This is a genomic window from Lacinutrix sp. YIN62, assembly GCF_057219185.1.
Window position 1 is genome coordinate 79,103 of sequence record NZ_JBXVVH010000005.1, and the last position, 12,643, is coordinate 91,745.

The 12,643-nt window shown below is 27.6% G+C and carries 8 protein-coding genes; all 8 read right to left on the reverse strand.

The window, feature by feature from the left end; translation table 11 throughout:
* Positions 1 to 6: 6 nt before the first annotated feature.
* Positions 7 to 2,121 (reverse strand): bi-domain-containing oxidoreductase, encoded by a 2,115-nt coding sequence (locus AC2D8I_RS04770; RefSeq protein WP_484704851.1) that lies wholly within the window; start codon positions 2,119 to 2,121, stop codon positions 7 to 9.
* Positions 2,122 to 2,166: 45 nt separating this feature from the next.
* A complete protein-coding gene (locus AC2D8I_RS04775) occupies positions 2,167 to 2,955 on the reverse strand; it encodes a hypothetical protein (RefSeq protein WP_484704852.1) in 789 nt (262 codons plus the stop codon).
* 386 nt (positions 2,956 to 3,341) lie between these two features.
* Positions 3,342 to 4,601 carry an O-antigen polymerase gene (locus tag AC2D8I_RS04780; RefSeq protein WP_484704853.1) on the reverse strand — a complete coding sequence of 420 codons (1,260 nt, stop codon included), beginning with the start codon at positions 4,599 to 4,601 and terminating at the stop codon, positions 3,342 to 3,344.
* A gap of 77 nt (positions 4,602 to 4,678) precedes the next feature.
* Positions 4,679 to 5,917 carry an O-antigen ligase family protein gene (locus tag AC2D8I_RS04785; protein WP_484704854.1) on the reverse strand — a complete coding sequence of 413 codons (1,239 nt, stop codon included), beginning with the start codon at positions 5,915 to 5,917 and terminating at the stop codon, positions 4,679 to 4,681.
* The gene (locus AC2D8I_RS04790; RefSeq protein WP_484704855.1) at positions 5,918 to 7,030 is read right to left on the reverse strand and encodes a glycosyltransferase; all 1,113 of its coding nucleotides are present in this window, start codon (positions 7,028 to 7,030) and stop codon (positions 5,918 to 5,920) included.
* A gap of 2 nt (positions 7,031 to 7,032) precedes the next feature.
* Positions 7,033 to 8,493 carry a polysaccharide biosynthesis protein gene (locus AC2D8I_RS04795; RefSeq protein ID WP_484704856.1) on the reverse strand — a complete coding sequence of 487 codons (1,461 nt, stop codon included), beginning with the start codon at positions 8,491 to 8,493 and terminating at the stop codon, positions 7,033 to 7,035.
* On the reverse strand, positions 8,490 to 10,421 hold the full coding sequence (locus AC2D8I_RS04800) for an alginate lyase family protein (RefSeq protein WP_484704857.1): 1,932 nt from the start codon (positions 10,419 to 10,421) through the stop codon (positions 8,490 to 8,492). The genes AC2D8I_RS04795 and AC2D8I_RS04800 overlap by 4 nt, the downstream gene beginning before the upstream one ends.
* Before the next feature lie 11 nt (positions 10,422 to 10,432).
* The gene (locus tag AC2D8I_RS04805; protein ID WP_484704858.1) at positions 10,433 to 12,553 is read right to left on the reverse strand and encodes a bi-domain-containing oxidoreductase; all 2,121 of its coding nucleotides are present in this window, start codon (positions 12,551 to 12,553) and stop codon (positions 10,433 to 10,435) included.
* Positions 12,554 to 12,643 lie beyond the last annotated feature (90 nt).

Here is a 12,643-nt window from a genome sequence, read left to right on the forward strand (position 1 = left end):
TAAAGATTAACTTAACTCAACCCACTCTCCTTTTTTAATACTTTCTATTGCAGCAAAGCTAGCTTTAGTAACATTGATCAATTCGTCGTATGGAATTAATTCTACACTCCCTTTTTTAAGCTCATTTAAAATAGTTTTAAATTGATTTTTATGTCCTTTATCTAGCTTTGTCTTTAACTTAGAAAAGCCTTTTGTACCATAACCAGTGGTCTTAATAAAATTATCCATTATTAAAGTTCTTTCTTGGGAATAAACTTCTAATCTTTCTTTTGAATATGATTTCGCCCCATTTGCAAAGTAGTTAATTACCCCTGTTGATCCATTATTTAATTTAACAAGAATAGACGCATTATCTGTATTTTCTTCTGGATTTCCTCCTAAGGCATTCATACAAACAGCTTTGATTTTACTTCCAGTTAAGTAAACTATTAAATCTAAATAATGACAAGCTTCTCCAATAATTCTACCGCCACCAACTGCCATATCATGAATCCAGACATTAGGAGGAATTGCTCCTGCATTCATCGTTGCAATAACATTCATAGGAGTATTTCCTACTATTGATTTTATTTTTTGGGTATGTGGAGAAAAACGACGATTAAAACCAATCATTAATGTTCCCTTACTGTTTTGGTATGCTTCTTCTATCTTTTGAAGTTCAACAAGGTTTAATGCCAAGGGTTTTTCTATAAACACATGCTTATCCCTATTTAAAGCTTTTATCACCATATTAGCATGTAAATTATGCCTAGTTGTGATCATAACTAAATTCACATCTTTATCATCTAGAACTAAATCATAATCTGTCGTACTTTGCGCTATATTGTATTTTTGAGCTAAAGCGGTTCCATTAACTCCTCCTGAAGAAACTATATGTTTAACTTGAGCATTCGTTCCTTTTAAAGCTGGCAATAAAGTCATTTTTGTAAAATTACCAGCTCCAATTAAGCCTATAATTCCTTTATTGGCTTGTAATTGTTTTTTATTTATAACAATACTATATTCTGGTTCATTATCCTCTTGATATTTAATTATAGAAGCAATAGATTTAGATTGCCCAATATTCCCATATATTTTATGGTATTCCTCTAATGGAATAATTTCTGAGACTAATTCCTTAACTCTTAACTTACCTGTCTCTATCAGTTGCAAAACAGTCTCAAAATTCCTCTTTTCTGTCCAACGAACAAAAGCTAGGGGATAATCGATACCTTTTTGTTCATAATCATCATCATATCTTCCTGGTCCATATGAACACGATACCTGAAAACTTAATTCTTTTTCATAAAAATCTGCTCGTGATATATTTAGTCCAACAACACCAACTAAGACAATTCTCCCTCGTTGTCTAGACATATTAGCTGCTTGAGAAATAATATCATTTGTTTTTGCTGACGCAGTAATAATTACACCATCTGCACCATTATTATTTGTGTTTTCTAACACAAACTTTACAGCTTCATTCCCTTTTAATGGGTTAAAAGCATTAACACCTTTAGATTTTGCTATTTCAACTTTAGTATCATCTAAATCATATCCTATCACTTTACAACCATTGCTTATAAGTATTTCAGCTGTTAATAACCCTATTAAACCTAAACCAACAACAACAATAGTTTCGCCAATTGTTGGTTTCACTAAGCGAACTCCCTGTAATCCTATGGCTCCAATTACAGTAAACACAGCTTCTTCATCTGTTATATTATCTGGTACATGTGCTACTAAGTTTTGTGGTATGCAAACAAATTCTCCATGCTGTCCGTTAGACGCTACTCTATCTCCTATTTTAAAACCTGAGACTCCTTCTCCAACAGCAATCACTTTTCCTACATTACAATAACCTAATGGTAATGGTTGCTCTAATTTATTAAAAACAGTTTCTAAAGTAGGCAATAAACCTTCTGCTTTAATCTTGTCTAAAACCATTTTAACCTTATCTGGTTGTTGTCTGGCTTTTTGAATAAGTGATGCCTTACCGAACTCAACTAACATACGTTCAGTCCCTAAAGACACTAAGCTCCTTGTAGTTTGTATTAGTATTTGTCCTTTTTTAATTTTTGGAGCGGGAACATCTACTAACTCAGTATTACCCGTTTTAAAGGATTGTAGAATTTGTTTCATAAAAAAATAATGCTTTGTACTAATTTGCAAAGATAGCTATTTAAACTATACATTCTTATTTAAGGGCATAACCTTATTAATTACAATATAAAAAAGCACTGTTGCAGTCACGCTTAACAATAACCCTCCCCCAAAAAAACTTGTTAAAAATAAAATAATTATAAGCCTTTTCTTTAAATAATCTGAATATTTCAAAAAATGGTATTTGATTATGTATATATAGAATAATATTCCAAAAAATCCTAAAAAAAGATATAAATCAAAGACTTCAAATTCTACTTTATACAAATTAAAATCTATACCTCCATACATATAATTTATAATATTCCAATTTGTTTTTATATGTATTAATGCTTTATTAACGAGATCACTTCTTCCTGATGTAATCGTTGATAACAACCCATATTTACTATAAATTTCAGACCAAAACAAAGAGTTAGTTATCAAAAAAAAACTTATTTTTTTGATAAAAATAATAACTAGCAATACCATTAATGGTATTGCTATTCTAAAAAAAACTTTATATTTAACTTGAAATAATAAGTGAGTAGATATTAGCAAAGTTATAAATAAAAACATCTTTTTTTGCCCAATAAACAAAGTAGTTAAAATAAATATACATGTTTTAATAAGATGAACTTTGTCTTTTTTATATATCCATTTGTAATAATTATAAATAATTGCTGTACAATAAATAAACCCTGCTTCTGATGGCTTAGAAAATAATCCTGCATATCCAAACCTTGAAGTATTTTCATAAGATTTAAAAACATTTACTTCAAATAACACTCCAATACCAATTATAACACAGTTAAAAAACAATATTAATTCCATATAATTATATCCTTTTATAAAGGAGCTCTTTGGAATTTTTATGCTATTTATAAATAGTATAAAGAAACATATATATAAATATCTATTTAAAAAATATATATTCCCTTTAAAAACATGATATTTTAAATCATACAGTACTGAAGATATAAAGACTTGATTAACTATCAACAAAATAATTATAATAAATAAAATCTTATAATGATTAGTTAATTTCTTAAAATTAGTTACTATAACAATAACCATAATAATTTCAAAAATCAATTTAAAAACACCAGCATATCTATAAAAAGTAGATATTGATAATTTATAAAAAAAACTTGTTATGAAATCACTAACAAATAAACTTATTACAAAAAAAGAAATTATTTTATTTTCAATAAGTTTCATTATCTAAATTTTATTTTCATTCGCCTTTGCAAATAAATCCAAGATAAGGCAAAGAATAAAAAACCGTAACCTAAAAATGATCTAGCAAAACTAGCTTGAGATAAATAATAAGCAAAAACAAAACAAAATATTATAAAAACAATATTAACAACATTTTTCTCTAATCTATCTAAAAAAACATCTAGCATCCCCAAAAAAGAACCGAGGAATATTGTCCCAAAAACAAGACCATAATAACCAAATGCACCGTAAAAATCTATAATTGAAGAAATTGCTAAAGATCCTCCTCTTCTTTTTTTAGAAAAATAATCAAAAAGTATACGTCCATCTAAATAAGTCTGATTACCAAATACTTTACTTAAAGTGCCTATATTACGTATACCATAATGATTTTCAACATTTGGAAAATAATTAACATAAAAAAAAGAAGGAAGAGATAATCTCCCAAAAATTCTTACTAATGATATTTCTGTAAGTTTTTTAACTCCTTGGAAAACACTTTGAAATTGATAATTTGTTGATGAATAATAAAGAATTATTAATATTAAAAACAGACAAAAACCTATTGATATAATTCTTTTTCTAATTTCTTTCTTGCTTTTAATTCTTTTATTTTTTTTAAGGTTATATCCTTTCTTGAAAATGAAAGTAGAAATTGAAATAATAAGTAGAAATAAAATTAAAGGGCGTTTTTGAAATAATAATAAGATTAAAATAATTGAGAAAAATAATAAATTCCAAAAGATAAATTTATTTAACAAATTCTTACTATTAATTGAAACGTATAATGCAATAATCGTTAAAAAAGGTAATACATTATAAGTAACTATTACATACCAGTAACTCGATGTAATACTTCTCCTAGAGTTTAATAAAACATTATGATTTCTATCTAGAAAGCCATAAAAAATACCATCAATAAAAACATTTCGCTTTAATAAAATATAAATAAAAAGAGAAATGGATACACATATAAGAAGGAAATAATAATTTGACCTACTTAAATTGTCTATAATCGGTTTTTTAAACCTTAAATGATCAATTATTTTTATTTTACCATAGAAAATTGCCAAAACGAATGAATAGGAATAGAGGCTTATCATTAATCCTAAGACAGCAATAAATTGTGTTTTAACAATTTGAAATTCAGTAATTAATGATATGTTAAAAGAACCAAAAACTCTCTCTACAAATGGTTTGATAAATGGAAATAATAATATTCCTGTAATAGAAAAAATCAGAGTAGTGATAAAAAACACTCCGAAAACATTCCATTTAAAGATTAATTTCCTAAACAAATAAATATGAAATAATAAAACAAATATCAATAAATAAGTTATTCCCATTTTACCCTTTTTGTTGCTATTAAATAGAATAAGTAATTAAAAGCTGCAAAAAAAGTAATCCCCCATTGTCTACTTAAAATATTTTCTGTGATGCAACTTCCTAAAATTAAAACTATAAAGCAAAAATACACATAGTTCTTTTGTTTAATAGACTTGTAAAACGCATAACCTAGAACACTTAAAAAAGTTATTAAACCAATTATACCAAAACGTAATAAATAATCTAAATATTGGTTATGAACATTAGTTGCTGTTCTAATCCCTTTCTTTTCGTATTCTGAAAGTAAAACATGATTTGCATCGCCAGTACCTAAACCAATAAAAGCGTCATCTTTAATTACTGACAAAGCAGGCTCCCATATAACAAGCCTAGTCTCTCTTTCGCTTAAATTTGGGTTAATTAATTCTTCAAGTCGATCCGTTATTCTATTTAAAGGTAAATCAAATTTAACCACTGTAAAATAACTTAAACAAAGAACTACAGTAATTAAAAAAAATAATGTTTTAATTTTTCTTTTATATGTCAATAAATAAACTAGTGAGGGTATTATTATTAAAAGGTTAAGTAAAATAGCCGTTTTTGCTACCATTTGCATTAAAAACATTGACTGAAAAATTATTACTACTAATAGGGACACAAAATATAAGGCATTATTCGTTTTTTTTAAAAATTCAACTATTAAAATATTTGACATTATGATGTACATTCCAAAATAAGCATTATGCACTCCTATTAACTTTGTCAACTCGGTTCCTGTATACCTATAAGATAAAAATAGATCTAAACTTAAAGGGAAGATATTACTTTTATAAAAAAACTGATATAAAATATAGCTTTCAAGAACTATCAAAAAAAACAAAATAGCAGTACAATATAACTTCAAAAGTAGTTTTACCTTACTTAAATTATAACTTGCATAAAATAAAGGAAAAAGAACAAAACTTATTTGCCGGGTAATAATTGTAAACCCTTTACCGATATTTTGAGAGTACAATAATCCAATAAAATTAAAACTATATAAGATAATAAGCATCCAAAAAAAAGGCGTTAGACTTAACTTAAAATGCTTCTTTTTAATAATTAGAAAAAGTTGAGTAACGAATAATCCTAGAATAAATTTAGGATTCCATTTTTCTAAAGGAAATGTAGATACTGTAGCAACTAGTATAAAAAAAACAACATCTATATTTTCATGTTTATTTATATATTTATTTAAAATCTTTATCATTTATTTCTCTAAAAAAAACTCTAATTCTTTATAATCATTATCTCCTAGGTAAACATCTTCTGGCAAATCTTTAAATGATTTATCTATTTTAATTTTATTAGTTACCAATTCTAAAACAGCATCTTCTATTTCTCCATTATTTTTATAATTAATGGCCACTCCTATACTATATTTTTCAGCTATTTCTGCTAAATAAGTTCCATTACTACAAATTAGAGGTACACCATAATACATGCATTCATATAATTTATTTGGTAATGCTAATTTATTATTTAAAGATACTTGATCAGTATCATAAACTAAATAAATAATATCTAACGATTTATAAATTTTTTCAGCATCTATAAAAGCGTTATATGCCCCAAAGTAAGTAATGTTATCATATTGTGACGCATAGTCTTCAATTATATTTTGATATTGTCCTTTTCCATGAATATGAATATCTACTGTATCATTATTCTTATATGTTTCAAAAAGTTTTATATATTCATCTTTTCTTAATAGTAATCCGACGATACCAATAGTGGTTTTCCTACTTTTTTCTACTCTTTCTATTATTGTATTTACTTGAACTTCCTTAGATAATAATTTATTTTCCAAAACGAAGACCTCTTTATTAAAAAAATTACTAAAGTGATATTCATGATATTTTTTTGAAGTTACAATTAATTTATCTATATATTTATTATATAGTCTTTTCTCTAAACTTCTCATGCACTTAGCAGAAGTACTTTCTCTAAAAACAAATTCACGTAAATCAGAAATCTCTATCGCTAATTTAATCTTTTTCCTTTTAAATATACTAGCTACTTTATACAATAATAATACATCTATATTATTAATTAAAAGCACTTCAAAATTGCTTCCCTTGAAAAGTTTTTTTAGTTTTTTAATAGTCTTTAAATAAACCCCTATTCTCTTCGCAGGTTGCGATGCATTAGGTATTTCACCTAAATCATAAACTGTTACATTATGGTCTAACGATTTATTTAAATCGGCTAAACTTTTTCGCTTAAAAAACAATAAAGTAACTGTGTTATTCTTAGTCAAATAATTTATTTGTTTTATAAATCTCGGATTCGGTTGATGAGAGATAAAGAATAATATATTCATTTTTATTTGGTCTTTCGTTTTAATAAAACATTAATTGCTTCTTTTAGAAACAATGTCTTTACTTTAAGCATTACTGCTGCATATATAATTACAGAAAAGAAACTACAAACAATGAAACTAATTAAGTTATTAAAATATTGATTCACAAAATAATTAACCACAAAAAGTAAAATGGCCAATAATATTAGTATGTCAAACCTAAAATATTGATTTCTATAAAAATATTTCCTACACCATACAATAGTTGTAATACCAAGTGAAATAAAAGCTATTGATAAAGATATTGACAAAGATATTAATGTGTTGCAATAATTTTTTAAGATTAAAAATAAAATAACATGTAATGCAACAGCTATCATTAAAGAATACAAGTTGTATGGTTTAAAAAACTTAATCTCTATAATACCTTTTAAGCCTTGAAAAAAAGCATAAGGAACTAAACCAAAAGCAATAAAATTAAAGGCAAATAGAACATTATTTATAGTTTCTGGGTTAGTTAACCAAATACCTAATAAAACGTCTAACCAAGTAGATAGTAATACTACAAATAACAAAGTGAGATAAATTATAGCTCCTGTCATTAAATTAATAGCTTGCATCTGCTTTTCTATAACGTTATCATTACCAATAATTACTGACGATAATTTAGAAACTGGTTGTAAAACCACCAGAACCATTCTTGAAAGTACTAAAGCGATAAGAAACGAAGCAATTACTCTTTCATCCTTAGATACTAAAAGAGACCCAATGGTAAGTAAAAACATATCTAAAAATGTAATTATAGAACGAGGGATACTGTACGTATAAAATGGCTTTAATTCTTGTTTTAAGCGTTTTTTAGATGGAATATTATATAATTCTAGATTAAAACTAATATATAGCATCAACACTATTTGCAATGCGGACATTATAAATAAAGTATTATATAAAATAGATTCTAAATTTGGATTTTTAGAAAAAAAGAAAAACACTAAAATAAGGATTACACTAGAATTTAGTGTACTTATCGTATTATAAATAATTATTCTTCGTTGTGTTAAAAAAAAGGGTTGTACTAAATAACTTAAATGCAAAACAGCTATATACCAAAAAGTTAATAGCATATACATTTTACTATTTTCATTATCTTTATAAGTAATATCGCCAAGATATTCTCCAAGAAATAAATAAAGCCCAATTAAAATAATAACACTTACAAACCAACCTAAAAAAGAAATAAAAAAGTAAGTTTTCTTGTTCTCATTATCTTCATTATTTAAACTTACAAAACGAATAATTGCCTGCGAAGTTCCCAATTGACTTAAATTGGTAAATGTAGCACTTACTCGACGTATTAATAAAAAAACACCTAATGCTACGGCACTAAGCATAAACTCAGCCTCTCTAATTAACCACATATTCAATAATACGTTTAATATCGAAAAGATTGTATTAAAAAACAAGTCTCGACTTAGCTTATTCATTTAGTTTTTGTTATGTTAAAATATAACGACGCATTATTTGCAATATTTGTTTTTAAAACAACTCTTTTTGATCTTACTTTTGAGCCATAATTGCGGCTTAAATAATAATCTTCAACAGCTACTGTTGTACCAAGATCAAATGTAATGAGATATTGTTTAGTTTTTACTCTTATTATAGGGTTTTCGTTCTCAAGTTCTAATATTACATCTTCAGCAAAATGTATGCTCCTAATAACTTCATGTTCTCTATTACAAAATACTTCATCCTCACAACGTATCTCACTAAAATCCTTTAAAATTGTAAAATTACGTTTATGTTTTACTGCATTCTCTAACCTATTGTAACCATTATGCTCACCTGAAATCATTATTGAATGTTCCCGTTCATTACAACTTATTTTTTCTGGTATTGCTATATTACTAATTCCCCACTCTCCAATTTGAGGTGCAATTTCAGTATTATCGACTACTAAGCCATTATGATATAATGATGATTTCATTTCGCTTTTAAGTTCTAAATCCCCTGTATAAGTATAACAACCAGGGTCTACAATAATATCTTGATTATCTAACATCAATTCAAAACTAAACAAGTCATTATGTCCATGACCACCTCTACCGTTCATACCGACTTCTCCATAATCCGTTATAAAATAATCGGAATTTGTTTTTATTGAAATGAAGCCTCCTGCCTCAAAATAATTAACCTGAAGAGATTCTTTAAGACTATTTTCAACTGTTTTTATACCAAAAAATTCTATTGAAGAATGAAAGACTTTATTAGAAACATTTAAATTGCTATCTTCTAGAAACAAGCTTGCTAACTGTAGTATATTCGAATGATTATTCAGTGATATATTATCACTTTGAAATACTGATGCACTATCATTGTCACCTATAATTGGCATTTGTAAATTAGGTTTTATTATTCCTTTTATAAAACTATTTGCATTTTTAAAAATGGTAAGTGTCTCTTGATGTAGTTTTAGCTTAGGTTCACTTCGCGTCATTACTAAGAATGAAGTAAAAAACAACTCTACTACTAATCTGTGATATGGTATAGATTTTTCGAAATTAACCCCATCTTTTAAAAATTGCAAATGGAATTCTTTTTCTGTTTTATTAAACGCGTACGTATACCATTTCTCTGCTTCTTTATAAAAACCTTTAAACACATTTCCTAACAACAAAAGTGCTGTTAAATTTGCTGTGTAATGATTTCCGCGAACATCTGTATACTCAACAGTTCTCCATAAAAAAACACCTTGAAGTAAGAGTACTTCATTTAATAAATTAATTGTTTTATCCGCTTTAATTGATAGTAATAATAATTCTCTTAATTGCACTAGGTTTATGCTACGCATCGCAACTTCCATTGGATACCAATTTACAGCATACCCAATAGGGTTTTCAATTTTCCAACTCTTTAAAACGTTATGAATAAAGTCTATATATTTATGTTCATTACTAATAAGGTAAGCTCTAGCAACAATAATTAAGAAACTAAGTCTAGATAGTTCCCATGGAAATTTAACATCGTATTCTTTCTGTTTATTAGCTTTATAAAAATTATACTCTTTAAAATACTTGTTTTCCCATGTTTCATTTACTCTCCAATCTACATTCCATTGTAGCGGAAATTTAAATTGATAATCCACATCAAAAATAGAGATTGTACCTTCTAAGATACGATTAGCTTTTTCAAGTGTGATGTTTAAATCTTGTCTAGTTCCTTTATAACCTTTAAAATCACAGTGAAACAAATTGCTTTTATCAATATGTATATGACTTTTTGAAATTTTATTAGCTAATTGTATTTCAACTTTGGACCAAAACTTTGTTTTATAGTAATATTTAAGCTTTAATAATTGTTTAAAGCGATACCATACAACAGATATTGGTTTTGATAATATAGTTTTAATATTCATTATCTAGAATATTAATTATTCTGAATTAAAAATGTAGCTCGTGTTGTTTCTACCATACTATGAAAATCTATAGCCCATTTGTTATTTGCAATAGCGTCGTAGAAAGAAATCAATTCTTCGTACTGTCCTTTTTCTGGTGTTTTAGAATTAATGTCTTTTACTTTTACCCCATAACCTGTAAGTTTAGTAAAGTCATCCATAATGATTGTTTTCTCATCATAATGTACTTCTAAATTCTCCTTTTGATAGCCTTTATTTCCAACAGCAAAATATTGTAAATTTCCTACTGAACCATCCTTATATTTTAAAAGAATAGAAACATTATCGTCTGCTCTAATCTGGCTATTTTTAGGCGATAGTTTTTCAACACTAACAGAAACTATACTTGAATCTGTTAAAAAAGATATCAAATCGATAAAGTGGCACACTTCACCAACTACACGACCGCCGTGTTCGTGTAAGGCATCTGTTGCTGGTCTAAATCCTGCGTTAATTCTATAACTAACATATAATGGATTTGTACGATTGTCTGTATGAGTTTTTATTTCTTGAGCATACTTACTAAAGCGTCTATTAAAACCTGTTAATAACATTGGTTTTTTACTAATACTATCGTCATTATAAAAAGCAATAATTTTATCAAGGTCTTCTTGTGTTGTAGCTAAAGGCTTTTCTACAAAAACATGTTTTCCTGCTTGTAAAGATTGTAATACTAAAGAAGCGTGGTCTTTATGTTGTGTGGTAACAAATACTAAATCGACATTATCATCTACTAAAACATCATTAATATCTGAAGTTGTGTATTTAGCATCAAAATGAGTAGCAACTGTTTTACTTTTATGTCCTGTTCTATTAACAACCGCATATAAAGCATATTTGTCTTTCATCTTTTGCATATTTGGTAAATGCATTGCAGTGGCAAAACTTCCTGCACCAACTAGTGCAATATTTAAAGCTGAATTTGGTTTTGTATAATTAGTATTTACTTCTACTTTGCTATTTGTTGGCACTTTATTAGTAGTATCATAAGATAGTAATACTATAATTGGTTTCTCTGGGCTTTGAAGAGAAGCATATGCTTCTTCAACCTGCTCTATTGGATATACTTTATTTATTAAAGGTTCTAAGTTTACTTTTCCTTCATGAAGCATCTTAAGATACTCAGTCATATTTCGGTTTTCAGTCCAACGCACATAAGCGTATGGATAGTCGTTACCTTTATCTTCATAACTTCTATCGTATCGTCCAGGACCATAAGAAGTAGACACTAAGAAATCTAGTTCTTTCTGGTAGATGTCTTCTCGTTTAATCTCCATTCCAGACACACCAACTAGAATAACGCGCCCTTTTTTCTTACAGGCTTTAAAAGCTTCAGATAATGGTTCGCTACTTCCAGTTGCAGCTGTAAAGATTACAGCATCTGCTCCAAAACCTCCAGTAAAACTTGTTATACTTTTAACTACATCTCCTTTAGTTGGATTTATAATTAAATCAACTCCAAGCTCTTCCGCTATTTTTAATCTATCATCATTAATATCCGTTACAATAGTACGAACACCAGAATTTTTTAAATATTGTACTGTTAACAGGCCTAAAATCCCTGCGCCAATAACTACTGCATATTCTCCTAATCTCAAATCTGCTCTACGCACACCTTGTAACGCAATACCACCCAAAGTTACTGTAGAAGCTAGTTTTAAATCTAGTCCTTCTGGCACTTTCATTACTAAGTTTTGTGGTACAACTACAAATTCTGCATGATTTGCAATCCCAGCTCCAGCTGCTGCAACTTTATCTCCAACTTGAAAGTTTGAAACACCTTCACCTATTGCTATTACAATTCCTGAATTTGAGTAACCCGTTGGCGTACCATATTTTACTTTTTGCTGTACTTTGGAAAACGCTCTAGAAAGACCTTGAGACTTTGCCATAGCAATAACTTTTTTAAGGTTTTCTGGTTGTTTAATAGCACGCATTATAAGGTTTTCTCCACTATTACCAACACTCTTCAATTCTGTTCCTGCCGAGATACAACTGTGTGATACACTAATTAATACTTCTCCTGCAGATAAGATTGGAGCAGACACTTCTTCTGCAACTACTTTTCCTTTTTTTATAATGGCTTGTAACATCTTTAATTTAAATTTTTTATAATGTGTTTTGCTAATATTTCGTGCCCTTGTGCATCAAAATGCAAAACATCTATTTTGTCTCTTACGCTT

What these genes read in the sequence shown, in the direction of transcription:
- AC2D8I_RS04770 (WP_484704851.1), bottom strand. Translation starts at nt 2,121, where the DNA reads ATGAAACAAATTCTACAATCCTTTAAAACGGGTAATACTGAGTTAGTA.
- AC2D8I_RS04775 (WP_484704852.1), bottom strand. Translation starts at nt 2,955, where the DNA reads ATGGAATTAATATTGTTTTTTAACTGTGTTATAATTGGTATTGGAGTG.
- AC2D8I_RS04785 (WP_484704854.1), bottom strand. Translation starts at nt 5,917, where the DNA reads ATGATAAAGATTTTAAATAAATATATAAATAAACATGAAAATATAGAT.
- AC2D8I_RS04790 (WP_484704855.1), bottom strand. Translation starts at nt 7,030, where the DNA reads ATGAATATATTATTCTTTATCTCTCATCAACCGAATCCGAGATTTATA.
- AC2D8I_RS04795 (WP_484704856.1), bottom strand. Translation starts at nt 8,493, where the DNA reads ATGAATAAGCTAAGTCGAGACTTGTTTTTTAATACAATCTTTTCGATA.
- AC2D8I_RS04800 (WP_484704857.1), bottom strand. Translation starts at nt 10,421, where the DNA reads ATGAATATTAAAACTATATTATCAAAACCAATATCTGTTGTATGGTAT.
- AC2D8I_RS04805 (WP_484704858.1), bottom strand. Translation starts at nt 12,553, where the DNA reads ATGTTACAAGCCATTATAAAAAAAGGAAAAGTAGTTGCAGAAGAAGTG.